We start from the raw sequence: 25870 nt of genomic DNA, 5'->3' as shown, positions 1-25870 counted from the left end.
CAGAAACGCAGAAACTGGAGACTCCGACAAAGAAGCGCTTTTTGCTTCTGCCGGCGGAGTTGAAGTTTCGGAGTTTCTAGGAGGCGAAACTAGACAAGCGACTCGAGCTGCTCAAAGCTAACGCTTCTCGCAAGATACTCGCAGAAGCTCTCTCAGTGATGAAAACTGGCTAGGCGCTGGAGCTAGACACTAATCTAAGTGTAAAAAGTTTTATACTATCTTATAAAAAAATAAAGGGGCCATCTTCATGAGCCCCTCTCAAAAAATCCTTGTTATCTTTTTTTATCATTTTCAATCAATTCTTCTACTTTAACTGGCTTCCAGCCCTGGCCGTCCACCCATTGAATCGATACCCTGTACGTCTGGTCGCTTCCCTTTTCAGAGATGGTTCCTACCGCGGTATTAGGCGCACCGCCATTTTCATTCCACCATACCGTCATGTTATTTTTATCAATTCCGGTAGCATATGAATATGCAAGAATCATTTCCTGCCAATCAACCGCGTTTTGGTCGAAAACGGTATTATGTTCTCCAGATTGGGTTGTGCCAACCGGCTTCCATTCGGGATTCTCAATCGTCTGTTTGACATTGGCATCACTGCCGCCTTCTGTGACGATAGGTTCAGCCAATTCCTCATCCTCTGCAGATTCCTCATCTGCTGCTTCAGACTCGGTATCTTCTGTTGCACTATCGTCTTTTTTATCAGAATCTTTAAGGTCATTCTTTTTGCCAGTATCTTTGCTGTCATTTTTGTTTCCTGAAGGGGCTGCGGCATCTTTTTCTGCCGCAACATCGTTCTGGTCGGCTGCCCCTTCATCATTGCTGAAAAAAATGTTAAAAGAGACAATTCCAATCAACAAAATAACGACAACAATCAAGCTATTTAAAATAAGGTTCGTTTTTCTGCGCTTGGATCTTATTCCTGAACGTGTCCCCTCATTTAGGTTGTCATAATCGTGCTTCAAGATCTTTCCCTCCCTTATAAGGTTGTCAACATTCTACCATGACTTTGGTCAAACTTGAAGGATTTTATATTCATCTAATGATGGTTCAGTTGTTTTCAGGACCATCAGCATGGTTAAAAGCGTACACCTCTTTTACTATATCCGCAAAAAGAGGATTCACCCCGCCTTCATTCTCCAGAACCCCTAGGTTGACAGTTACAAGCGCATATTTTGGTTTTTCATATGGAAAATATCCTGCAAACCATTTATTGTGCAATTGCTTGTCTTCTTTGTATATACCGGTTTCGGCAGTCCCGGATTTTCCTGCCACCGCATATGGCAAGTCCCTGAACCATCTCCCCGTACCTTCTTCATTCAAAACGACCTCTCGTAAAAGCTTTTGTAGCTTCATAGCTGTAAATGGTGAGATTTTTTCCCCTTCTAGCTTCTGTTTTGGGAATTCAGTCATCTTGGCACCATTTTGGTACTGAATGGAGAGAACTGCCCTGACCATGTCTTTTTCTCCCCCTCTGGCTATTGTAGCCATCATGTTCGCCACAGCGAGAGGAGACACCCTCACTTCATGCTGGCCAATACCTGATAAAGCTGCAAAATTCCGATCCTTTCTCGCTTCATCTGATAAAAATACCCGTCCCTTTTCCTCATCCTGTAGCTGTTCGAAATCTTCTAGATGGAAAATGTCACCCTTCCATCCTGCACCGCCTGCGATAGATAGCATCTCCGCATATTTTTCGAGCATATTTGGGTCCTTCTCTTGCAGTTCCCGAGCTACCTCTCCAAAAGTCCTGTTGCAGCTCACTGCAAAGCTATCAGTGAAATTAAGCATTCCATAATCATATTTCAAATCTGGTTCCCCACTGATCGTCTTGCTGCAATCGAACTTTCTGGCTGGATCGTCGAGGCCATGGTCAATTGCTGCCGCAGCAACAACCGTTTTAAAGACTGACCCAGGTATATGCTGCTTGACCATCATATTTTCTGTTCCCTCTCCATTATAAGGGTTTGCACGGTTAATATCTGGTCTTGAAACCATTGCCAGTATGCTGTTCGTTTCAATATCCAGCAGCACGACGCCGCCTCTCTTGATGTTATACTGTGCAACTTTTTCCTCTAGGAGTATCTGGAGATCTTTGTCTATCGATGTCTGCAGGTTGATTGGATAAAACGGATTTGCAGGGTCTATGTATTTTACATTAATCCCGAATAGTGGTGCCCCCGCTCCGTCTACATGATAAACCAGCTTTGATTTCCCTTCAGCAACCAGGAATTCGTCAAAGCTTTTTTCCAACCCTGAGATACCGATCAAGGTCCTTGGCAGTAATTCTTTCTCCCCATACCTTGATTTCAGAAGCGATTCATTCTCACCAATAATACCCAGAAGCTGGGCAGCCGGCACTTTCTCCAATGGATACTTTCGCTCAACAGCAAATACTCCGGGGATTTCCATCTCGTTAATAATGTCCATTTGATTCTTTGTCAAGATTATCGGATCCGGGTCACCAAAGGCGATTGGTTCCTTGGACTTTTCCACTGCGTTTTTCAAAGCGTATACAGATACACCAATGGTCCTTGCGACCTTGTCCGCTTCCCAGTCCATTTTCTTTAAAAATGGAAACAGGACAAGTACAGACGAAGTTTCATAGGATAAAGGGGCTCCTGACCTGTCAAGGAAATTCCCCCTGCCATTATCAACGACCATTTCCTGCGATCTTTGCTTAACGCTTGCTTCTATCAAATTGATTTCATGTTTAGAAAAGGACTCTGTATCAAATAGCTGCAGCTGTGCCAGACGAAACATCAGCAGACCAAAGGCAGCTATACAAATGGAGATCCAGGCTACCATTCTTTTTTTACGCATAAAAAACACCTCGTCAAAAGTGTTGACGAGGTGCTGATATTTCAAACATAAGGTATTTACTTAATTGTCGTGATGCGAACGTTCATTTCACCGCCAGGGGTCTGGACAGTCACTTCATCTCCAACTTTCTTGCCCATCAAGCTCTTGGCAATCGGAGAGTCGTTTGAAATTTTGCCCTCAAACGGATCAGCTTCAGCGCTTCCCACGATTGTATAGGATTCTTCATCGCCATCAGGAAGCTCGACAAAAGTCACTGTTCGGCCAAGGCTGACTGCATCTGTGCTCACTTCATCTTCCTGGATGATTTTTGCGTTGCGGATCATATTTTCAAGAGTCGTGATACGGCCTTCAACAAAGGCTTGCTCTTCTTTTGCTGAATCATACTCAGAGTTCTCTGAAAGGTCTCCAAAGCTGCGAGCGATTTTAATTCTCTCAACCACTTCTTTACGCTTTACTGTTTTCAATTGTTCCAATTCTTGTTCCAGCTTTTCTTTTCCTGCCTGTGTCATAGGAAAAATTTTTTCTGTAGCCAAAATACTTCACTCCTTCTAGTCTTCACAATTCCCCAAAAAATAGATTGTGTAATATTATATTATGTAACCTGAAAAATATACAGGAGCGCACCCTTTACCAGGGCGCGCGTTTTAAATAGAGCCATTTCAGGCCAATTACTTTTCCTTGGACAAAAGGAAGCACTTTATTCAAGTACTTCCATGTCCACATTATCTATGCTATTGTGTCACAAAAATGATTTTTGTTCAAGAATTGTTTGAATTTTTGTTACCATCAGGTCAATCGCTACATGGTTATGTCCGCCCTCAGGGATAATGACATCTGCATAACGCTTGGTTGGCTCGATGAATTGGTTATGCATCGGCCTGACAACATTCACGTATTGTTCGATGACAGAATCCATAGAACGGCCGCGCTCCTTGATATCACGAAGCAGCCTGCGGATGATCCGCAAATCTGCATCTGTATCAACATAGAGCTTGATATCCATCAAGTTGCGCAGTCTCTCATCTTCAAGGATCAGGATTCCTTCAAGAATGATCACGTCTTTTGGTTCTACATGAACAACCTCGCTGGACCTTGTATGGACAGCATAATCATAAACCGGCTTATCAATCGCCTCGTAGCGAAGCAGCTTTTGTATATGTTCTATCAAAAGGTCATTGTCAAATGCCAGTGGATGGTCATAATTTGTCTTCAATCGCTCTTCCATAGGCAGATGGCTTTGGTCTTTATAATAGTAGTCTTGTTCAATCATCAGAATTGAGTGGCCTTTAAAGCTATCGTAAATCGCTTTAGTAACACTAGTCTTTCCTGAGCCGGAGCCGCCGGCTACACCAATTACAACAGGTTTGCGGTCCATTTATTTACTTCTCCTTCCGCATCATGTTATTTGGGTAGACAGGCTTGTCCATCTTGAACTTGACGATTTGTAACGGATGGCGGGCTACATCCAGCTCATTGCCATCTTCATCCCAAATCTTCTCAACGACATGAGTGAAGTTCTCAATTTCTGGTCCAAAGAATTCAACCTCGTCGCCTGGCTTGAAGTAATTTCTTTGCTGAAGTGTTACTATCTGCGTCTCAGCATCGTAATCAAGCACAAGTCCGGCAAAATCGAAAGTTGTCTTTTTGCTATGGTTTCCAAACATTTGCTCTTTATACCCAGGAACTCCTTCAAAGAAGGCAGTTGCTGTTTCACGATTCGCACATTTGTCCAATTCTTCAAGCCATTCCTGCTTGATGACAAAGTTCTCAGGGTCTGCACAATAAGCATCAATTACTTTGCGGTACACGCTGACTACAGTCGCAATGTAATGGATTGACTTCATGCGGCCTTCGATTTTAAGACTGTCGATGCCGAGCTCGATCATACGTGGGATGGATTCGATCAGCTTAAGATCCTTTGGGCTCATCGCAAATGGAGAATCACCTTCAGCAAACAAGGCGTTTTCTTCATTTCCTTCAAGTGTGTACAAGTCATAATCCCAGCGGCAAGACTGGCAGCAGCCGCCACGGTTAGAATCACGTGCTGTCATGTGATTGCTCAATGTACAGCGGCCTGAGTATGCAATACACATTGCTCCATGGATGAAGGTTTCGATTTCGATATCTACTTTTTCCTTCATTTCCTTGATTTCTTCCCCGCTTGTTTCACGCGCAAGAACAACACGCTCAAGACCTTCTTCTTTCCAGAACTGCACAGCCTTCCAGTTTGAAAGGGATTGCTGTGTACTTAAGTGTACTTCAATCTCTGGAGCGACCCTGCGGCATGTTTCGATGATCAAAGGATCAGCGACGATGATGCCGTGCACGCCAGCTCCCTTTAATCCCAACAGATAGTCTTCGAGACCATCGATGTTTTCATTGTGGGCAAAAATGTTCGTTGTAACATAAATTTTTGCGTCGTATTTTTTGGCGAACTCTACGCCTTCCTTCATTTCCTCAAAAGTAAAATTATCTGCGTTTGAACGCAATCCATACTCTTGACCGCCAATAAAGACGGCATCTGCACCATAATGGACAGCAATCTTAAGTTTTTCAAGATTACCGGCTGGCGCAAGCAGTTCGGGTTTCTTCACGATTACACGCTTTCCATCAACAATTTGCGAGATTTTATCTGCTAATGCTGTCATTACGCAACCTCCTCATAGTTCTTACTGTTAATAAACCGTCTCTTTGAAAAAGAATCCTGTATCCAGTGGGCGGTTCGGCGGCTGCAATTCTTCCGCTGCTTCAAGCAAGCCATCTTTTTCATCGTCGTATTGGTCTGGGTTTTCAACAGCCAAATCAATGGCTTTTCGATAAAGCTTTGTAACTTCCAGAATATATTCAGGACTCTTAAGGATGCCGTCAATTTTAAAAGAATCGACCCCGGCTTCCACAAGCTCCGTTAGTTCATCGATGATACAAATATCATTAGGGCTCATGATATGTGTGCCATTTTCATCTTCGAAAATAGGGTACTTATTCTCGCGCTCTTTGTCGTGTAGGAACATATTGCGTTCTTGCTTGCGGTTTTCAACTTCCAGCGCCTTACCTTGATATTCAAAGTAATGTCCAAGTAATGGTCGTTTTGACTGGAACATGTTCATCATTCCATGAACCTGCACCTCGATTTCAACCTCGGCATTTTCCTTGATCTCAACAATCGCATCCATATTGATTTCCCTTGCAAGAACAGCGCGTTTTGCACCCTTCCTGCCCCAATAGTTGCAAGTATACCAGTTCGTGCCTGTTGTTTCTGTGCTCCAATGAAGCTTCATTTCCGGGGCATATTCCTTTGCAGCCATCAGTACTGCCGGGTCGCCGAAAGTGACTCCGTCAACATGGACATCCTTAAGGAAAGTCAGGTAATCACCAAGCAAGTCCACTTTTTCATTATGGAACAACGCGTTCATCGCGACATAAACTTTCTTGCCTTTTGAACGAGCTAGTTCGATTGCCTGCTTTACGTCTTCACGGTTAAACTCACCAGCGAGCCGCAGGCCGAATTTCTGTTCACCAATCAAGAAAGCATCTGCTCCCGCCTCCGCCAGTGGAATAATATCCTCAACACTCTTTGGTGTTACCAATAATTCAGGTTTATTCATTCCGTCCACCTCTTCTTACTAACCGCTATGCCATCGCCGATTGGAAGGATGACTGTATCATACTCCTGATTGGCTGTGAGCCAGCGGTTGAATTCGTCTATTTTTTTAACCAGGCTGCGAAGTCTTCTGCTATCTGCTTCCTGATTATATACAAGCCCTTTAAAAAGGACGTTATCCGTAATGATCATGCCTCCAGGCTTTAAATACCTTGAGTACATTTCAAAAAAACGCTTATACTGGCCCTTTGCCGCATCAATAAAAATGGTGTCAAAAGGACCATGGCCGGCAACTTCCTCTTCGAGTTCAAGCGCATCTCCACTAATTTGGATGATCCGGTCCTGCATGCCAGCCTTCTTTATATAATCAACTGCAAGATTGAACCGTTCCTCATCTCGCTCCAATGTAATTATCTTTGTTTCCGGCAAAGCGAGTGCCATCCTTAGTGCGGAATAGCCTATCGCCGTTCCTACTTCAAGAATCGCCTTAGGTTGCTGGATCCGCAAAAGCTGGAGCATTGTTTCAATACCTGCCGGTTCCATTATAGGAACATCATTTAGACGGGCATATTCCTCCATCTCTGCAACGAGACCATTTCTGGGTTGTATAAGAGAATCTATATAACTTTGCAGATCTTGACTAAGCAAGCTGCTTCACCTCTATTTAAAGGCCAAAGATCAGCCAGAGTAGATATATTAAATCACTGTCCAAGCATGAAAAAATAGCGCTCACAGGTTTAGAGAGAACACCGCCAGGCAATATGCCCTACAGGTCCATAAGCTAAAAAGCTACAACTCCTACTTCTGCAATGCACGCTATCAAATAAATCGAAGCTCCCATTCAGAGCTTACGCTAGACAGTAACATTACTATTGAATCTAGAAAAAACACTTGAATTATTTTATCACAATAAGAAGGGAAATGCTAACCTTTCTGCATTTCCCTTTTATTTACTGTTATTTTTTATTGGTTATATGTTCGTTCACTTTTCGATTATGCTCCGCAAGCGTTTTAGAGAAGAGCACATCTCCTGTTGAGGTTGCAAGGAAATACATATCATCTGTGTCAGCAGGTGCGAGAGCGGCTTCGATCGACATGACCCCTGGATTGGCGATTGGACCTGGCGGCAACCCCTGAATTTTATAGGTATTATATGGGTCATCAATTTCAAGATCCTTGTAAAACACCCTGTCTTTATGTTCTCCAAGCGCATATAGGACGGTCGGATCTGTTTGCAGCATCATACCGTCTTCCAGGCGATTATAGAAGACGCTAGCGATTTTATCGCGGTCAACTTTTTCAGTCGCTTCTTCTTCAATGAGTGATGCCATTGTCATTAATTCATGCGTCGACATTTCTTTTTCTTCCATCTGGCCTCTGAATTCACCGAGAACTTCCTTAGTCTTAGTCAGCATGACCGTAACGATTTCCTCGACTGTTGGCTTTTCAGAATAGAAAGGATACGTTGCCGGGAACAGATAGCCTTCAAGCGGATACTTCACATTTTCTTTTAAAATATCTTCCGTCAGAACGTCTGGATATTTTCCCATCATTTTCGTTATGAACTCTTTATCGTTCAGCTGTTTGAAAATTTCTTCTTCGTTTTGCTGTGTCTTTTCCGCGATAATTCCAGCGATTTGCTTCAGCTGCTTACCTTCAGGAATGGTAACTTTCATGACCACTTCCTGCATGACTTTACCCGTTTTCAAGCTCGAAATTATTTCCGGAAGTGTCATGGACGGATTCATTTTGTAAGCCCCGGCCATAAAACCTGCCTCATTTTTAAATTTCACATAGTATTTGAAGACTCTCGCATCCCGGATTACACCATTCTCCTCCAATATCTTTCCAATTCCTGTAGTAGAGGAGCCAATCGGGATATTGACATTGATCGTCTTCTCGCTGGATGCATTTACCGGCTTAAGGGCTTCTTTAATATAATAATATCCGCCTCCGCCAACTGCCCCGATGAGCAGGATACCAACGATCGCCGTGATGAATACAATCTTCCTCACAATTCTTGCTTCCTTTTGCTGTTCGACCAACCTCTCAGCAATAAAATTCTTTTTATCTTGTTTGCTATTTTTTTCGTCAGACATAACTTCCCCCTCCAGTTAACAATGTTGATTTCCTGGATACTCTCTATTTTCACATCTCGAATCATTATACTATATTTTTTATTTCTATTTGCAAATAATTACGAAAAAATACCACTGGCGACAAATAAACCGAAATTTCGACAGTGGAATTAAGAGATATGATAGCACAAGTCGATGCTATTTCGGGGAAGGTGCCATCAATTATGTCACTTGAGATTATCTATCGGACACTATTTAGAGATTCTTCTATCTGTTCGGCCGATAGAGCCCTTCTATTGGACACTTTCCGAAGATTCTCCTTCCTGTTTGGCCGATAGAGCCTTCCTATTGGACACTTTTCAAGGATTCTCCTCCCTTCTTGTCCAATAGAGCCTTCCTATCGGACACTCCCCAAGGAATCTTCCCTCTGCTTGTCCGATAGGAATTCCGTAAAAAAATAAAAGACCAGGCATCCTTCGCCTGGTCCAAATGTAATATTCTATTCTTCGTCTTGCTCTGCAAGGAATGTTTCAAGCATTTCTTCGATCATGTCCCATTCTGCGTCAGTTTCGATTGGCATTAGTTCGCCATCTTCGTTGTCTTCTGAAGGGCTGAATGCTGATGCATGGATTTCGATTTCTTCGTCATCGTTATCCTCTGCACCTACTGGATAATATAGCACATATGATTTGCCGAATTCTTCGGAATCAAATGTGAAAAGTACTTCGCATAGTTGTTCGTTGCCGTTTTCGTCTACTACTGTAATGTTGTTTTCGCCGTGATCCATTGTAGTCACCTCAATTTAATTTTGGCTGTTTAGATAGCCTTGTAGAATCATCACTGCGGCCATTTTATCAATGACCTTTTTTCTTTTTTTGCGGCTCAAGTCTGCCTCGAGCAAAACCCGCTCTGCAGCCACTGTCGTCAGACGCTCGTCCCAGAGGATGACAGGGACGCCGAACCTTTCTTCCAATTCACGGGCATAGAATTGGCTCGCTTCTCCGCGTGGCCCAATTGTGCCGTTCATGTTTTTAGGCAGCCCGACGACAACTTTGCCGACTTCGTACTCTTTTATTATTTTACCTAATTCATCGAAACCAAACACATTTTCTTCTTCGTTGATTTTCAATGTTTCAAGTCCCTGAGCAGTCCATCCCAGTTCATCGCTCAGCGCAATGCCGACTGTTTTTGAGCCGACATCCAGTCCCATCGTACGCATTTATTTCCCCTCTCGGTGGTTCCTTAAATAGGATTTGACCAGTTCCTCGATAATTTCATCCCGTTCCAGCTTGCGGATGATATTGCGGGCATCCCGATGGCGGGGAATATAGGCCGGGTCACCAGAGAGCAAATAACCGACAATCTGGTTGATCGGGTTATATCCCTTTTCCTGCAATGCTTCATACACCTGCAGCAGGACTTCATTGGCGTCATGCTCAAAAGGCTCTTCGGGAAAATTAAATCTCATCGTCTTGTCAAACGAGCTCATCGAATGCACCTCTCTCTCAAAAAATAGCCGGTAAAATTTTCTTCAAGTTACCTTCATTCTACACTACTTTACTTTTATATCAAATTGATTTTACCCATTCTTCGGCAAATTGAAGCGCATTGTCGAGTTTTGATGGGTCCTTCCCGCCAGCCTGGGCCATATCCGGACGGCCTCCGCCGCCTCCGCCGCAAATTGCCGCTGCTTCCTTGATCAGTTTTCCAGCCTGGTATCCTTGCTTTATCAGATCATCTGTCACTGCTGCAATCAGATTCACTTTGCTGCCGTCGGTCATGCCAAGCAGAATGACAGCTGACCCTAGCTTTTGCTTCAAGTCATCAGCCATATTACGCAGGCTGTTCATATCTGCAGCCTGAACGCGTGCTGCAAGCAACTGGACACCATTCACTTCTTTGACCTTGGAAGTAAGGCTTCCTGCTTCAATATTACCCAATTTTGCTGATAGAGATTCATTTTCGCGCTGAAGCTGTTTCATTTCTACAAGCATTGAATCGATTCTGTTTGCAACTTCTTTAGGAGAAGTCTTTAGTTTAGCTGCTGCATCTTTCAGGATGCTGATTTGATCATTCAGCACTTTGTAAGCTGCTTCGCCTGTTACAGCTTCAATCCTTCTTGTACCTGCACCAATGCCGCCCTCGGATACAATTTTGAACAATCCAATCACAGAAGTGTTAGGAACATGGCAACCGCCGCAAAGCTCGAGGCTGTAATCGCCAACTTTTACAACACGGACGATATCACCATATTTTTCGCCGAACAATGCCATTGCTCCCATAGCTTTAGCTTCAGCAATAGCCTTAAAGCTTGTCTCAACTTGGATGCTCCTCCAGATTTTTTCGTTAACGATTGCTTCTACTTGCTCAAGTTCTTCCGCAGTCACCTGACCAAAATGAGAGAAATCGAAACGCAATCTATCAGGCTCGACTAGTGATCCTGCCTGGTTTACGTGACCTCCCAGCACATCCTTCAATGCCTGGTGAAGCAAGTGTGTTGCAGTATGGTTCTTGATGATTCTCGCACGGTTATCCTGGTCAACTTTAGCTGTCACTTCAAGGCCCTTCGTAACTGTCCCTTCTTCTACCACTGCATGGTGAAGGTTTTGTCCGTTAGGAGCTTTCTTTACATCCTTTACTGATAGCTTCACGCCATTCGCATCGATTGTTCCCTTATCAGCGATCTGGCCGCCGCTTTCTGCATAGAATGGTGTAATATCAAGGATAAAATGAACTTCATCTCCAGCTTTCGCTTCCTCAACAAGCTCCCCTTCCTTGACTAATGCAACAATCTTGCTGTTTGTTTCAAAATTATCATAACCAACGAATTCGCTGCTTTCTTTGATGTCGCCTAGGATGCCGCCTTGCACCTGCATGGAACCTACATCCTGTCGTGCAGCACGAGCTCTTTCACGCTGTAGCTCCATTTCTTTTTCAAAGCCTTCATGGTCGACTTTCAAGCCTTCTTCTTCAGCATACTCTTCTGTTAATTCCACTGGGAATCCGTATGTGTCATAAAGGCGGAATACATCCTCGCCCTGCACCATGCCGCTGCCTTTTTCCTTCTCCTTCTTGATCAACTCAGAAAGAATCGCAAGTCCTTCATGAAGTGTTTCATGGAAGCGGTCTTCTTCGTTCTTGATGACCTTCTGGATAAAATCTGTCTTTTCCTTTACCTCTGGATAGAAGTCATGCATGATTTCACCGACAACTGGCACCAACTCGTACATGAAGGGACGGTTGATGTTCAGTTTCTTCGCGTAACGGACAGCGCGTCGCAGCAATCTGCGGAGTACATAACCGCGGCCTTCGTTTGATGGAAGGGCACCGTCACCGACCGCAAATGCAACAGTACGGATGTGGTCAGCAATTACTTTGAACGCTTCATCCTTCTCCTTGGACTGTCCGTACTTTTCACTGGAAATTTCTTCAGTCGCATTGATGATTGGCATGAACAAATCCGTTTCAAAGTTTGTAGGAACGTCCTGGACAACAGAAGCCATTCGCTCTAGTCCCATGCCTGTATCAATATTTTTCTTTGGCAGTGGAGTATATGTTCCATCAGGGTTGTGATTGAACTCGGAGAACACTAGGTTCCAAACTTCTAAATAACGGTCATTTTCCCCACCAGGATACAATTCTGGATCTTCAGGATCATTGCCGTATTCAGGTCCTCTGTCATAGAAGATTTCCGTGTTCGGGCCACTAGGGCCTTCACCTATATCCCAGAAGTTCCCTTCAAGGCGAATGATTCGTTCTTCAGGAACACCGACTTTTTCTCTCCAAATATTGAAAGCTTCATCGTCTTCAGGGTGAATTGTCACGGACAGTTTCTCTGGATCAAAGCCGATCCATTTTTCATCCGTAAGGAATTCCCATGCGAATTCAATTGCTTCTACCTTGAAATAGTCGCCGATTGAGAAGTTCCCGAGCATCTCAAAGAACGTATGGTGGCGCGCTGTCTTGCCGACATTTTCTATATCATTCGTACGGATTGATTTCTGCGCGTTTGTAATCCGTGGATTTTCAGGTACGACACGGCCGTCAAAATATTTTTTCAGTGTTGCAACACCGCTGTTGATCCATAGAAGAGAAGGATCATCGTGCGGTACAAGCGATGCGCTCGGTTCGATTGCATGGCCTTTTTCCTTAAAATAATCAAGATACATTCTTCTGATTTCAGCACCTGTCAGTTTTTTCATAAAACTAACCTCCTAAACCCAAATGAAATTTAAGCTTTCAGGGATTTTAGGCAACAAAAAAAGCCCTCATCCCTGGACAGGGACGAGAGCTTGCTCGCGGTACCACCCTGATTATGGACGTAAAACGGCACGCCCATCTCTCAAAAACGCTTTAACGCAGCTGCTACGGCAGGTTTTGCCTGCACTCCGGAATAGCCTTCTGTTATCCTTCACCGGGAATTCTTACAGCCTGGGAATCCCTCTCTGGACGATGGTCTATAACATACTCGTTCCTTCTACATTTTTCGAATTATTAATCTATAGCCGAATTATATATAGCCGATTGTACTTTGTCAAACGACTTGGCAAAATTTTAGGATGGACGCTCTTTCTTTCTTTCCAGTATAATATGATCCTTTGCGTGTATCAGTGCAGCCCTCAATACCACCAGGACGGGAACGGCAAGTATCAAACCAAGAATGCCGCCAACCTCTTCCCCCGCCAGCAGCGCAAACATGATCATCAGTGGATGCATGTGAAGGCTTTTACCGACAATCAGCGGGGAAAGGATATTTCCCTCGAGGAACTGAAGAGAGAACACGATCACGAGTGATAAAAGCACCATTTTCACCGACATTGTCGCGGCAATGATCACAGCTGGAATAGCTCCAATAATCGGACCGAAATAAGGGATCACATTTGTTATCCCGACAATCGCTCCAAGCAGCAGCGAATACTTTATGCCTGCCAGCCAAAAAAACAATGAAGACAGGACACCAATAATGAGGCATATGAGCAGCTGCCCGCGAATATAACTGCCCAACGATTTGTCGACTTCATGCAGGAACTTAGTGCCTGGCTGTCTCCACTGCCGTGGGGTGAGATACCACGCCGCTTTTTTCATGACGTCGAAATCCTTCAGCATGTAAAAAGCAATAAACGGGATCACGGCAATCGTAAGGATGGAATTAATGATATCCATCAGGAATGTCATCGTACCTGCAAGCACACCATCAAGCCATTGCTCCATCCGAGTAATTCCATCTTCGATTCTCTCGTGGATGCCTGACGGCCATGTCGAAGTCTGGTCAACAATGTTATTGACCATTTGTTTATACTGCTCTGCGAAATACGGAGCATTTTCCGCAAGGTCGCCCAACTGGTGAATCAGCGCAGGAATCCCTTTGTAAAAAGCAAAGCCAGCCCCTCCAAAAAACAGAATATATATTATTAAGATTGAAACTCCACGGTGCAGCCCTTTTTGGTGAAGGGCCTCAACAATAGGATGAAGCAAATATGTAATGAAAGCAGCAATAGAAAAAGGCACAACAAGTGAAAGCAGTACTTCCAGAAAAGGGACCCATATAGACTGCAATTTTATAAAAACATATAGGACAATGAATAAAAGGAGAAGAAATCCAAGCCGGTAATACCATTTCATCTGGATATTCATCGATTTTCGGCCTCCTTCCTGTTTATTCTTGAAAGAAAGGAGGTGGATTATTCATGTTTGGCCATTTGGAGAGTTTATTAAAGCCAAGATTTTTGAATTTCATAGCGAAAAGTTCGTTTTTATAGCGATATTGTAATTTTTATAGCATTGGAAATTTCCAGCGTTTTTTTTCAGTCTGGCAATAAAAAATCCCTTGCGGATACGCAAGGGATTAATCTGATTATATCCAAATTAGAATAAAGCTCTGGTCATTTTCTTGCCAAGCTTCTTCATTTTCCTTCCAGACATCATATTGTTGTTGGAAGCATAATTGTAAGCCGCCATACCAGCGCCCAAAGCGATTACGGAGGTTAACATTTTATTCATGCGCTTCACCTCTTTGATTTATTTTACATCCCGTATTGACGTTGATCTTCCTCAAATAAATCATCAAGTGAGCTCAATGTTCCATCTTCTTCGACTTGATGGGTATGGATCAAGCCTTTGTTCAGAGACAGTTCGATGAAGCAATTCCAGCAGTAATATTGGTTAATGCCAATTTTACCGATATCCTTGCTTCTGCAATTGGGACAACTTAACATAAGGACACCTCATCTCGATTTGACAGTGACGACGATGGCATCCTTTCCGATTGCAGGCGGACCAGTTGTCTTTATGACACGCTTTCCATTCGCTATATCCGAAAAAAAGCCATCCGTTAATTCGTACCCTACAATCGTGCCCAATTCTTCCAAAAAATATACATCCTCCAGCAAGCCAAGCTGCTCACCTTCTTTCGAAAGAAACTTTTTCCCAGCAAGGCTCTCATTGTGCTCGAATGTATATTCAGGCTCTGTCTCCAATCGCTTCAAGGTTGATTTGTCTTTCACCATGATCCCATCTTCACCAAAGGATGAAACCTGGTCCACTTTTACCTGAAACGTCTTCTTGATGAACGCACCCTTTTTTACAAGTAAGCCTACTACGCTTCCATTGCCAGAAATGCTCACATCACAAACTTCGCCCAGTTTTTGACCATTCGCCAATTCATATACAGGCAGTCCCTTTAAAAGTGAAAATGTCCGCAAAAGTGTGTCCCGCCTTTCCGAACACTCTTAGTTTCCACTGTCTGCAGGCAATTCATGTGGTGTAAGGATTTCCATTCGAAGACCAGACAAATATTTTTAAAATACTGTGTAATCTCTTTGATGGTTTTGCACACTAAGTACAGAAACGCCATTCGAACTCAGAATGAAAGGAATTAACAACATGAAAAAACGCATCTCTGTATTATTGTTCAGTTTATGTTTAGTTTTAATGAATGTTGGGATTGTATCTGCTGCCAATCATCCGAGGAACACTTATGAGGTTAAGCCAGGGGATTATTTATGGAAAATCGCTGCTGCTTACCGGACATCTGTTGAAGACATTAAACTCATTAATGGTCTGCAGTCGGATTTGATTTTAGTTGGGCAGAAGTTAAGAGTACCGGTCATGTATGAAGTCGTGCCAGGGGACACATTATGGAAGCTATCAGTCGCTTTCAATTCCAACGTACAGTCAATTAAAACCGCTAATAATCTTAGCTCAAATATGATATATGTAGGCCAAATTTTGCGGATACCTCCTAAAAGACTCTCCATGCAGGGGCAATATGTGCTCATGACAAGGGAGGAATTTAAGGACTGGCTATTCAATCACCTTTTCACACGAAAAATTGGTAAGATCCAGCAGCATCATACCTATCAGCCATCGTATCAGCAGTTTAATGGTTCCAATCACTTTACCTTATTAAAGGGAATGGAAGACTATCATGTTAACTCAATGAAGTGGAGCACAATCAGCCAGCAACTGACGACATTTCCGGATGGAAAGGTAGCTGTAGGAAGATCATTTAACACCCCTCCAGAAGGTTCGTTTGGACTGCTGAATGAATCGGTGATGCGAGAGATTGAAGCAGATGCACTTGCAATAGAGAATGTGGGGAATTTCGATACTGGAAATAACCAGATGACTGCTGAGCAAAGGGAGACAATCCTTACGGTCACAGCATTGCTTATGATGAAATTCGGCCTTTCTCCTTCTGTTGACAGTATCACCTATCACCATTGGTGGGATATAAATTCAGGTGAAAGAGTACTGGATGAAGGAGAAGGCCACGCAGTCAAAACTTGCCCAGGAACAGGATTTTTTGGCGGAAATTCCACAACAGACGCTAAGAATCATTTTTATCCTTTAGTGAATAAAAAAATGCAGGAAATTTCCGCAACATTGAGGTAAAGGCGAGCAAGGAAGAACCCGCGTACAGGTACGCGGGTTCTTAAGGCTAACTACCTTCCTCCATAAAATCATAAGGAGAAAGATTGTCCATTCCGATCATCGGATCAGCGTTTTTAATGATTTCAATATAATCCATTTTTTTATCTTTTCCGGTATTATCTTGATTTTGGAGTTTACCTTCCGACTCAGATACGCTTTGATCCTTTCCACCCGTTTCTTGCAATTCAGGCAGTATTTGTACAAGCTTCTCAACGAGTGTTGTATTCCTTGCGGTATCTTCGCCGCGTTCTATCCCCATTTTTAGTGCTTCTTCTTCGCCAACTAGAATCAGGAATTGTTTACTCCTGGTTATTGCTGTATAAATCAGATTTCTGCGCAGCATTCTGTAGTAGCTTTTTACCACTGGAAGGACGACAATCGGAAATTCACTTCCCTGGGATTTATGCACGGAACAGCAATAAGCGTGGGTGATTTGCGAGAGGTCCGACCTATTATAGGTGACTTCAATGCCGTCGAAGGAAACAATCAGCTGGTCCTGTTTTTCCGTGTTTTCCTTTGCGTAAAATATCGCGACAACCTCACCCATGTCCCCATTGAACACATTGGCTTCCGGCTGATTGACTAGCTGAAGGACCTTATCTCCGATCCGATATTTCACATCGCCAAACGCAAGTTCTTTCCTCGTTCCATCAGAATTAGGATTGAAGAGATCCTGCAGCAGCTCGTTCAGACGGTCAATGCCGGCTGGCCCTCGGTACATCGGTGCCAGAACCTGGATGTTCCTTGGAGAATATCCTTTTTTCTTTGCATTGGCGACAACTTTCTCAACTACCTGGGGAATCTGGCTTGTCGTACATTTTATAAAAGAACGGTCAGGCTGTTGGGCTGAAATGTCGTCTGGCAGAGACCCTTTTTTGATTTGGTGGGCAAGTTCGATTATTGACGAACCTTCAGCCTGCCTGTATATATCCGTCAGCCTCACAGTTGGGACCCTTCCAGAATCCAAAAGATCCTTCAGTACCTGCCCAGGACCTACTGAAGGAAGTTGGTCTTCATCTCCCACCACGATCACCTGAATATTGTCAGGCAGGGATTTGAATAATTGATGGGCGAGCCATATATCAACCATTGAGGTTTCATCGATAATCAATATCTTTCCCTCAAGCGGCTGGTCTTCATTATGATCAAAACCTTCTGCGCCATTCCAGCGCAACAGCCTATGGATTGTCACGGCAGGCAGACCTGTTGACTCAGTCATCCTCTTTGCCGCACGACCAGTCGGAGCCGCAAGCAAGAACGGATAAGGCTCTTCTTTTTTGTAATCTTTCGGATCCAGAGAACAGCCGTGAAGTTCTGCATAAAGTTCAACAATTCCCTTAATAACCGTCGTTTTACCTGTGCCGGGACCACCGGTCAAAATCATCATTGGTGACATAAGCGCTGTCTGGATCGCTTCCTTCTGACTTGGACCGTATTGGACACCAAGTCTCTCCTCAAGGTTTCCAAGTGCCAGAAGAAACTCCGATTCGGGAAACTGATTTTCGTATTCTGTCTGCTCAAGAATCCTTTTAATGTTCACAACCACGCCTTTTTCCGAGTAATAAAGGGATGGCAGATAGATTCTCTGTTCTTCGGCAACCAGCTTTCTTTCATCACCGAGTTTGATGATTTCGTTCGAGATATCAGTGAATTCAATCTCGATATGCTGATTGTCTTCAAGCAGCTTTTTTACCTCCACGAGGAGCTCTTCCGCATCCATGAAAACATGCCCACCCTGAATGCTCGAATTCTCAAGTGTATATAGACAGGCAGCCTTGATCCGGTCAGGATGGTTACCTGTCAGCCCGAGCTGGCTGCCCAGTTCATCCGCCCTTCCGAAACCGATGCCTTCGATATCCTCCACAAGCTTATAAGGGTTGTTCTGAATCACGTCAATGGCCTGTTCTTTGTATACCTGATAAATTTTCATCGACAGCTGAGGACCAAAGCCATATTCGTTCAATGCGACCATTACTTGTTCTAGGCCCTGATGTTCCATTAATGTGTCATAAAGTTCCTTTGCTTTTTCAGGTGCCAACTTCGGAATCTGGTCAAGGAGAGATGGGTTCTCGATAATCCTCGTGATGGCCTTTTCACCCAGTGTATCGACAATCTTCTCAGCTGTTTTCTTTCCGATTCCTTTAAAAAGATCACCGGAAAGGTAGCTGATGATCCCCTGCTTTGACTGTGGCAGGTCTTTCCGGAAATGAGTCGCATGGAATTGCGCACCGAACTTGGGGTGCTCTTTGACATCACCAAAGAATATATAAGTCTCCTGCTCGTGAATCCGGGGGAAATACCCTGTAATGACTGCTTCTTTATCCTCGTACTGCTCATTTGTTTCCTCAACCCTGATTCTCAGGACTGTATAAAGATTTTGTTCATTATGAAAAATAGTAACAAGATGCTTCCCTTTCATGAACTTGCCTTGTTCAGAATACAAATCAAGCGAGTCCTGTTTGTCCAAAGTACTTCCCCCCTTTCCGTCGATTCATTTTAGTTAATGAATATCCTGTCCCTCAATTAATTTCTTGCCGTGGCCTGCGAGCAAGTGGTCTGGCTGGATCTCCAAAGCTCGGTTAAACATTTCGAGCGCTTTATCGCCATTTTCTTTGTAGCCATAAGCGACGCCAAGATTATAGATGGCGTCCGCATGCTGCGAATCCAGCGATATTGCCAGTTCGAGAGCATTAATCGCTTCGTCGATAAAACCTTCCCTTGCAAGGCAAAGTCCATGTTGGAAATGGGCTTCAGCATCATTTTCAAGAAGTTCCGTGCTGCGCTGTAAATATGGCAGAGCAAGCTTGTTACTGCCCATCTGCACTAACGTCATACCAAGCATGAAAAAATTATCCCCATTGTCCAGCCCTTTTTTCATCGCCAGCTCAAACATTTTTCTGGCATCCTCGAAATTTTGGTTATCATAATAAACGCTGCCCTTGCTGTAGTATGCGGCAGTTGCATTCTCATCCAGGCTGATTGCTTTATCATAAAAGTTCATTGCTCTTTCAGTATCACCAACTGCGGTGAGGACGTTTCCGAAATTTATGTATGCAACTGGATTTTCTGGCTGAGCATCAATCGCTTCCGCAAATGCCTTGGCAGCCTCTTCCCATTTGCCTTCTTTCATAAACTCAATGCCTATCTCGTTTTTATCCATTTCTAACACTCCATTCTCCAAGAAAGTATACCATATTTAAGCAGGATTTAGACTCTTTTCGAGGTAACACCTGACCTATAGATTTTTAGATTTAGTAGAAAGTATCCCAAAAAGAGCCTAAGCCAAAACAATCCCCGGCGAAGCTGACCCGCCGGGGATTTTATCAGGATTAACCGACATATGTCAGTTTGTTTCCGTTCTTGAAAATTTCATCAATCGTACCTCCGCCAAGACATTCTTCCCCATCGTAGAAAACGACCGCTTGTCCTGGTGTCACGGCGCGGATCGGCTCTTTGAACAGGACTTTTGCGGTCCCATCATCCTGCAGCTCCACCGTCACAGCATTATCAGGCTGCCGGTAGCGGAATTTTGCTGTGCATTCGAACTTTTTAGGCTTCTCCTTGTCAGATACAAAGCCCACATTTACCGCTGTGATGCTGTCTGAATACAGCAGTTCATTGTGGAAGCCTTGTTCAACAAGCAAGACATTGCGTTCAAGGTCTTTGCCGACAACAAACCAAGGTTCACCTGAACCACCAATGCCAAGACCCTGGCGCTGGCCTATTGTATAATACATCAGACCGTCATGCTTCCCTTTTACCTCGCCGTTCATCGTCTCCATATTTCCTGGCTGAGCCGGAAGGTAATTTCCAAGGAACTCCTTGAAATTCCTTTCACCAATGAAGCAGATGCCGGTACTGTCTTTTTTGGTTGCTGTGGCAAGATTCGCTTCTTTTGCAAGCTCCCTGACACGGGATTTTTCCAGGTTTCCGATTGGGAACAACACTTTTTCTATCTGGTCCTGACTCAATTGGTTCAAGAAATAAGTCTGGTCCTTATTTTCATCAAGACCGCGGAGCATTTTGCGTTCTCCGTCCCGGTCTTCGACTCGTGCATAATGACCTGTCGCCAGGTAATCTGCGCCCAGGTTCATTGCGTGCTCAAGGAATGCTTTGAATTTAATTTCCTTGTTGCACATGACATCCGGGTTAGGAGTCCTGCCTGCTTTATATTCATCAAGGAAATAAGTGAAAACCTTATCCCAATATTGTTTTTCAAAATTGACCGCATAATATGGAATCCCGATCTGGTTGCAGACACGTATCACATCCTCGTAATCCTCGGTAGCCGTGCAGACTCCGTTTTCATCCGTGTCGTCCCAGTTTTTCATGAAGATGCCGATCACATCATATCCCTGCTCCTTCAAAATGAGCGCAGCAACTGATGAATCAACACCACCGGACATTCCTACCACCACTCTTGTATCCTTAGGTGATTTTTCCATTATGCTTCACCTCTTTTCTCTTCCTATAAAACTTATTCTTCCCTTAAACCTGGCTATTTTTCGCAAGCCTTCGGACAATTTCCGCCGTGTCCTCTGCTGCTTTTTCAATCTGTTCTCTTGTATTGTGCAAACCGAAGCTGAATCGGATAGAATTTGTCAGCTTATCATCTTCTTTTCCGAACAACGCTACAAGAACATGCGATGGATCGATTGAACCCGCAGTACAGGCTGAACCGCTTGAAGCAGCTATTCCAGATAGGTCAAGGTTGACAAGCATCGCTTCGACATTCGTGCCTGGAAAGCTTAAGTTTAAAATATGAGGGAGTGATTTATCAAGCAATCCGTTCAGCTGGAAAGAGATTCCGCTAATTTGAAGTTTATCGATGAACAAATTCCTTAAATCATTATAGAAGTTTCGTTTTGTTTCCAGCTCATGTTGGGATAGCTGAACTGCTTTTCGAAACCCGGCGATAGCTGCGACATTCTCGGTACCGGCACGGCGTTTTCTTTCTTGTTCACCGCCGAAAAGCTGACGCGCCAGCTTGATTCCATCACGGATAAAAAGAAAACCTATCCCCTTTGGGCCATTGATTTTATGGGCTGAAACGGAAAGCAAATCAACCTTAAGTTCATCGACATCCAATTTTTCAATGCCATAAGCCTGGACAGCGTCTGTATGGAAAACAGCTTGATGATCAGCGAGCATTCCACCAATCTCTTTTATCGGCTGGATTGTGCCTACCTCATTGTTTCCGTACATTATTGTTACAAGGATCGTATCATCACGCAATGCCTCTTCGAATGATTCCATGGATATCTGGCCATGTTCATCCACCGGCAGATATGTGACCTCAAACCCTCGTTTCACCAATTCCTCACAGCTATGCAGGACAGCATGGTGTTCAATCTTTGTCGTGATGATATGCTGTCCCTTAGAGCGATTATTTTCGGCATAACCGATAATAGCCAGATTGTCAGCTTCAGTCCCGCCGCTCGTAAAAATGATATTGTTCCCCTTCGTCCCGATGCTTTTCGCCAGTTCATCGCGGGTATCGTCAAGGATCTTTCTTGCCTCACGACCGAAATGATGGATGCTTGAAGGGTTGCCGAACTCCGCTTCCATTACCTTGACCATTTCCGCGAGGACGTCTGGGTGCATTGGTGTAGTGGCTGCATGGTCCAAATAGATTCTTTCCAAAGTCTTACCCTCTCTTCAGAAGATTTTTTAAAATGCCGTTATTGCATCTCCATTAATAATGGATTGTGCAGGCTACAAATTTTCACTTAAGTAAACCTAAATATAAAACATATAAGCGTCAGACTCGCCAAAGTTGTCTGAATGATTGGCGAGGTCTTCGATTGTCGTATTATCGAGTACGTCCTTGACCGCGTCCCTGATTCGTGTCCAGAGCTCACGCTTGGCTGGTTCCTCGTCCTCTATACCTTCAACAATGCTGATAGGCCCTTCCAGGACTCGGATGATGTCTCCGGCCGAGATGGTTGACGGTTCAGAACTGAGAATGTAGCCGCCATATGCTCCCCTGATACTTTTCACCAGGCCGGCATTCCTTAGCGGCGCAACCAATTGCTCCAGGTAATGCTCCGATAAATCGTTTGTTTGCGCAATGGATTTTAGAGATATTGGACCCTCTCCATATTTTTTGGCCAGCTCGATCATGATCGTCAGTCCATAGCGCCCTTTCGTTGAAATTTTCATAATGCACCTCTATTCAAATTTTTCTTAAAGGTTAGCTATTTTTTCAGATATATTCATAATGCCCCATATGGCATTCTCTCACTATAAATACTACCAAAATCCTCAGTCAATAGGTAGGCTTTTGCAATTATAGCACAAATTGCGTGGACCATGCGCAAGTCCCTCGTTCGTGTTATTGTATATATACGAAATATGCGTTATTGGAGCGATGAGCATGAATCTTAAACCTCTTGCTTTCAGAATGCGGCCTCGGACGATTGAGGAAGTGATTGGCCAGTCGCATCTTGTAGCTGAAGGAAAAATTATCAATCGAATGGTCAAGGCAAAGCAATTGTCCTCGATGATTCTTTACGGACCGCCTGGAATCGGAAAAACCTCCATTGCCAGCGCTATTGCAGGAAGCACGAATTTCGCGTTCAGGACTCTGAACGCTGTTACCAATAATAAAAAAGATATGGAAGTAGTCGCCGCTGAAGCGAAAATGTCAGGGAAGGTCATCCTGCTTCTCGATGAGGTTCACCGCCTTGATAAGGGAAAGCAGGACTTCCTGCTTCCTTACCTTGAAAACGGGATGATTGTTCTGATTGGAGCGACCACAAGCAATCCATATCACGCTATTAATCCCGCTATCCGGTCAAGATGTCAGATTTTCGAACTGAAGCCGCTTGAACCAAATGATATAAAAGCTGCACTCCGCAGAGCAATTGCGGATGAAGAGCGAGGCCTTGGAAACTTAAATATTGAAATTACAGAGGAGGCACTCACCCATTTCGCTACCGCTTCAGGCGGAGATGTGAGAAGCTCATTGAACGCGCTTGAACTCGCAGTACTGTCAACCGAAACTGATAAGGATGGGATTATCCATATTGATGAATCTGCAGCCGAAGAGTGCATGCAGAAAAAAAGTCTCTCACATGATAAAGACGGCGATGCCCATTATGATGTGCTGTCAGGTTTCCAAAAATCAATCAGGGGCAGCGACGTGAATGCCGCTCTGCACTACTTAGGCAGATTGATAGAAGCAGGCGACCTTGTCAGCATCAACCGCAGGCTTCTTGTCATTGCCTATGAAGATATTGGACTGGCGAGCCCGCAGGCAGGACAAAGGACGCTGGCAGCCATTGAAGCAGCAGAACGGGTTGGCTTTCCGGAAGCAAGGATACCATTGGCCAATGCGGTTATAGAACTATGTCTGTCTCCAAAGTCCAATTCTGCTTATGTTGCGCTTGATTCCGCACTGGCTGACATCCGTTCCGGTATCAGCGGCGAAGTTCCTGACCATTTAAAGGATGCCCATTATAAAGGCGCGAAAGACCTGGGTAGAGGCGTTGATTACCTATACCCGCATGATTATGAGGGCGGTTGGGTCAAACAACAGTATCTCCCGGACAGGATTAAAAATAAAGTATATTACAAGCCAAAGAAGACCGGAAAATTTGAACAGGCAATTGCGGCGATCTATGAAAAAATTACGGGCAATAAAAAATAAGCGGCAGGACCATCATCATGGTGGTCCTTGCCGCTTTTTTAGCTATTCACACGTTCTATTTCAATGTCTTTTAACAATTCCCTGACAACATAGCTTGCCATAATGAGCCCAGCCACTGACGGAACAAACGCATTTGAAGATGGCGGCATTTTCGCCTTCCGAATTTCAGCCTTATCATTGCCGACCTCTTTTCGAACATCTTCACGGATCACAATCGGGCTTTCATCTGAAAAAACAACCGGAATCCCCTTTTTGACTCCTTCTTTGCGTAACCGAGTACGAATGACTTTAGCGAGCGGATCAGTGTGTGTCTTGAAGATGTCAGCAATCTGGAATCGGGTCGGATCCATCTTGTTAGCTGCGCCCATACTCGAGATCATAGGGATGTCACGCTTGATCGATTCCTTGATCAAATGGATTTTATAAGAGATTGTATCAGAAGCATCAACAATAAAATCCAAATCGTAGCCAAAAATCTCTTCATATGTTTCTTCAGTATAGAACATTTTTAACGCAATGACTTCGCATTCAGGATTAATATCCATGATCCTGTCGCGCATTACTTCTACCTTCTGCTTGCCGACAGTTGAAAGAAGAGCAATAAGCTGACGGTTAACATTGGTGATATCGACATCATCCTTGTCGATCAGAATCAGCTTGCCAACACCCGATCTAGCCAAAGCTTCTGCCGCAAACGAACCGACCCCGCCTATCCCTAAAACAGCGACGGTACTATTTTTCATTATATCAAGGCCTTCCTTGCCGATGGCCAATTCATTACGAGAAAATTGATGAAGCATTTAAACTCACTCCAAATATAAGATTGATGTTACTATCTATACCCGCTTTTGAATATAACATACCCGGCGTTAATTTCAAGTATTTTTATAGGAATTAAAGTGTATATTAATTTGGTTGTGTGAATTACTGGAGGGAAGGCAGCCAAATTGCTAAAAAGTGTCTATTGGAATGGCTCTGTCGGACAAATAGAGGGAGAAAATCCTAAAATCTGTCCGTTAGAAAGGCTCTATCGGACAAACAGAAGACCAAAATCACAAAATCTGTCCGTTAGAAGGGCTCTATCGGACAAACAGAAGACCAAAATCACAAAATTTGTCCGTTAGAAGGGCTCTATCGGACAAACAGAAGACCGAAATCACAAAATCTGTCCGTTAGAAGGGCTCTATCGGACAAACAGAAGACCGAAATCACAAAATCTGTCCGTTAGAAAGGCTCTATCGGACAAACAGAAGATCAAAATCACAAAATCTGTCCGTTAGAAGGGCTCTATCGGACAAACAGAAGACCAAAATCACAAAATTTGTCCGTTAGAAGAGCTCTATCGGACAAACAGAAGACCAAAATCACAAAATCTGTCCGTTAGAAGGGCTCTATCGGACAAACAGAAGACCAAAATCACAAAATCTGTCCGTTAGGAGAAGAACCCATTCAGTCATATAGGTGCCTGATTAGCTCTCTATAGGAATGAACATGATGCATCAAAAAAACCATGCATCCGCATGGTTTTTGATTATGTATGTAGGAAGAGTCCCAATCGTGCCGTCGTGTTGGTTGCCTTCGTCTTGAACCCGCTCTCAGCAGGTGGGTGCCCTGTTCCGGATTTCTGTAAGTCCTCTAGCCAGAGGCGTTTACGCGGTCCGAAAACGCGAACTCCCGAAGGATAGATGTTAGGTCAAAACTTCAGGTTAAACAACGAACACATCAGGACTCTTCATCTGTTGTTATTATATTACCATACACCTAAATGAACTTCAAGGATATAGA

24 protein-coding genes, 1 other RNA gene and 1 other annotated feature are annotated in these 25870 nt (G+C 43.9%); of the genes, 2 read left to right on the top strand and 23 right to left on the bottom strand.

The genetic code is table 11. The features are described 5' to 3' along the window. Positions 1-272: 272 nt before the first annotated feature. The 16 genes from ACH0QE_RS02815 to ACH0QE_RS02740 form a co-directional block, all read right to left on the bottom strand. Complete coding sequence (locus ACH0QE_RS02815) at positions 273-965, bottom strand: DUF1510 family protein (RefSeq protein WP_415799189.1); 693 nt, start codon at positions 963-965, stop codon at positions 273-275. 85 nt (positions 966-1050) lie between these two features. Next, positions 1051-2823: a peptidoglycan D,D-transpeptidase FtsI family protein gene (locus tag ACH0QE_RS02810; protein ID WP_415799188.1), complete on the bottom strand. Its 1773-nt coding sequence runs from the start codon at positions 2821-2823 to the stop codon at positions 1051-1053. Between the two features lie 56 nt (positions 2824-2879). Then, positions 2880-3356: a transcription elongation factor GreA gene (gene greA / locus ACH0QE_RS02805; protein ID WP_415799187.1), complete on the bottom strand. Its 477-nt coding sequence runs from the start codon at positions 3354-3356 to the stop codon at positions 2880-2882. A gap of 206 nt (positions 3357-3562) precedes the next feature. After that, complete coding sequence (udk, locus tag ACH0QE_RS02800) at positions 3563-4198, bottom strand: uridine kinase (protein ID WP_102263678.1); 636 nt, start codon at positions 4196-4198, stop codon at positions 3563-3565. A 4-nt stretch (positions 4199-4202) separates the two neighbouring features. Then, positions 4203-5471, bottom strand: a complete 1269-nt coding sequence (locus ACH0QE_RS02795; RefSeq protein WP_415799186.1) for a peptidase U32 family protein — start codon at positions 5469-5471, stop codon at positions 4203-4205. Between the two features lie 27 nt (positions 5472-5498). Continuing rightward, a complete protein-coding gene (locus ACH0QE_RS02790; RefSeq protein WP_415799185.1) occupies positions 5499-6428 on the bottom strand; it encodes a peptidase U32 family protein in 930 nt (309 codons plus the stop codon). Continuing rightward, the gene (locus ACH0QE_RS02785) at positions 6425-7072 is read right to left on the bottom strand and encodes an O-methyltransferase (protein WP_415799184.1); all 648 of its coding nucleotides are present in this window, start codon (positions 7070-7072) and stop codon (positions 6425-6427) included. The genes ACH0QE_RS02790 and ACH0QE_RS02785 overlap by 4 nt, the downstream gene beginning before the upstream one ends. Before the next feature lie 308 nt (positions 7073-7380). Beyond that, entirely contained in the window at positions 7381-8523 is a 1143-nt protein-coding gene (gene mltG / locus ACH0QE_RS02780; RefSeq protein WP_415799183.1) for an endolytic transglycosylase MltG, read from the bottom strand. A gap of 478 nt (positions 8524-9001) precedes the next feature. Next, complete coding sequence (locus tag ACH0QE_RS02775) at positions 9002-9289, bottom strand: DUF1292 domain-containing protein (RefSeq protein ID WP_415799182.1); 288 nt, start codon at positions 9287-9289, stop codon at positions 9002-9004. 15 nt (positions 9290-9304) lie between these two features. Continuing rightward, positions 9305-9721, bottom strand: a complete 417-nt coding sequence (ruvX, locus tag ACH0QE_RS02770) for a Holliday junction resolvase RuvX (protein ID WP_102263684.1) — start codon at positions 9719-9721, stop codon at positions 9305-9307. Further along, entirely contained in the window at positions 9722-9991 is a 270-nt protein-coding gene (locus ACH0QE_RS02765; protein ID WP_023627198.1) for an IreB family regulatory phosphoprotein, read from the bottom strand. It lies immediately after the preceding gene. 79 nt (positions 9992-10070) lie between these two features. Further along, positions 10071-12704 (bottom strand): alanine--tRNA ligase, encoded by a 2634-nt coding sequence (gene alaS / locus ACH0QE_RS02760; RefSeq protein WP_415799181.1) that lies wholly within the window; start codon positions 12702-12704, stop codon positions 10071-10073. Positions 12705-12779: 75 nt separating this feature from the next. Next, positions 12780-12991 (bottom strand) — a binding site (T-box leader). 65 nt (positions 12992-13056) lie between these two features. Further along, complete coding sequence (locus ACH0QE_RS02755; protein ID WP_415799180.1) at positions 13057-14136, bottom strand: AI-2E family transporter; 1080 nt, start codon at positions 14134-14136, stop codon at positions 13057-13059. Positions 14137-14367: 231 nt separating this feature from the next. After that, on the bottom strand, positions 14368-14502 hold the full coding sequence (locus ACH0QE_RS02750; protein ID WP_215036778.1) for a YrzQ family protein: 135 nt from the start codon (positions 14500-14502) through the stop codon (positions 14368-14370). Positions 14503-14525: 23 nt separating this feature from the next. Then, positions 14526-14717, bottom strand: coding sequence for a hypothetical protein (locus ACH0QE_RS02745; RefSeq protein WP_102263688.1), 192 nt, complete (start codon positions 14715-14717; stop codon positions 14526-14528). A gap of 9 nt (positions 14718-14726) precedes the next feature. Further along, a complete protein-coding gene (locus tag ACH0QE_RS02740; RefSeq protein WP_415799179.1) occupies positions 14727-15203 on the bottom strand; it encodes a PRC-barrel domain-containing protein in 477 nt (158 codons plus the stop codon). Between the two features lie 181 nt (positions 15204-15384). On the opposite strand from ACH0QE_RS02740, the gene ACH0QE_RS02735 reads away from it, so the two are divergent. Further along, the gene (locus ACH0QE_RS02735) at positions 15385-16395 is read left to right on the top strand and encodes a peptidoglycan recognition protein family protein (protein WP_415799178.1); all 1011 of its coding nucleotides are present in this window, start codon (positions 15385-15387) and stop codon (positions 16393-16395) included. 46 nt (positions 16396-16441) lie between these two features. Here the strand turns inward: ACH0QE_RS02735 and recD2 are convergent, their stop codons facing one another. From recD2 to cymR, 5 genes are all read right to left on the bottom strand, one after another. Beyond that, on the bottom strand, positions 16442-18901 hold the full coding sequence (recD2, locus tag ACH0QE_RS02730) for an SF1B family DNA helicase RecD2 (RefSeq protein ID WP_415799177.1): 2460 nt from the start codon (positions 18899-18901) through the stop codon (positions 16442-16444). Between the two features lie 33 nt (positions 18902-18934). Then, positions 18935-19594, bottom strand: coding sequence for a tetratricopeptide repeat protein (locus ACH0QE_RS02725; protein WP_415799176.1), 660 nt, complete (start codon positions 19592-19594; stop codon positions 18935-18937). A gap of 169 nt (positions 19595-19763) precedes the next feature. Beyond that, a complete protein-coding gene (mnmA, locus tag ACH0QE_RS02720) occupies positions 19764-20879 on the bottom strand; it encodes a tRNA 2-thiouridine(34) synthase MnmA (RefSeq protein ID WP_415799175.1) in 1116 nt (371 codons plus the stop codon). 43 nt (positions 20880-20922) lie between these two features. Continuing rightward, complete coding sequence (locus tag ACH0QE_RS02715) at positions 20923-22077, bottom strand: cysteine desulfurase family protein (RefSeq protein ID WP_415799174.1); 1155 nt, start codon at positions 22075-22077, stop codon at positions 20923-20925. A 96-nt stretch (positions 22078-22173) separates the two neighbouring features. Further along, positions 22174-22596 (bottom strand): cysteine metabolism transcriptional regulator CymR, encoded by a 423-nt coding sequence (gene cymR / locus ACH0QE_RS02710; RefSeq protein ID WP_041967745.1) that lies wholly within the window; start codon positions 22594-22596, stop codon positions 22174-22176. Between the two features lie 214 nt (positions 22597-22810). Here cymR and ACH0QE_RS02705 point away from each other — a divergent pair, with 214 nt between their 5' ends. Then, complete coding sequence (locus tag ACH0QE_RS02705; RefSeq protein WP_415799173.1) at positions 22811-24085, top strand: replication-associated recombination protein A; 1275 nt, start codon at positions 22811-22813, stop codon at positions 24083-24085. A 38-nt stretch (positions 24086-24123) separates the two neighbouring features. On the opposite strand, the gene ACH0QE_RS02700 is transcribed toward ACH0QE_RS02705, so the two are convergent. Together ACH0QE_RS02700 and ssrS are read right to left on the bottom strand one after the other, a co-directional pair. Further along, positions 24124-24885: a tRNA threonylcarbamoyladenosine dehydratase gene (locus tag ACH0QE_RS02700; RefSeq protein ID WP_415799172.1), complete on the bottom strand. Its 762-nt coding sequence runs from the start codon at positions 24883-24885 to the stop codon at positions 24124-24126. A gap of 744 nt (positions 24886-25629) precedes the next feature. Next, positions 25630-25817, bottom strand: a non-coding RNA gene (gene ssrS, locus ACH0QE_RS02695) — 6S RNA. Between the last annotated feature and the right edge of the window lie 53 nt (positions 25818-25870).

The organism is Mesobacillus sp., from assembly GCF_047739415.1.
In the GTDB taxonomy this organism is placed as follows: domain Bacteria; phylum Bacillota; class Bacilli; order Bacillales; family Cytobacillaceae; genus Mesobacillus.
This window is presented reverse-complemented; position numbering and strand designations above follow the sequence as displayed.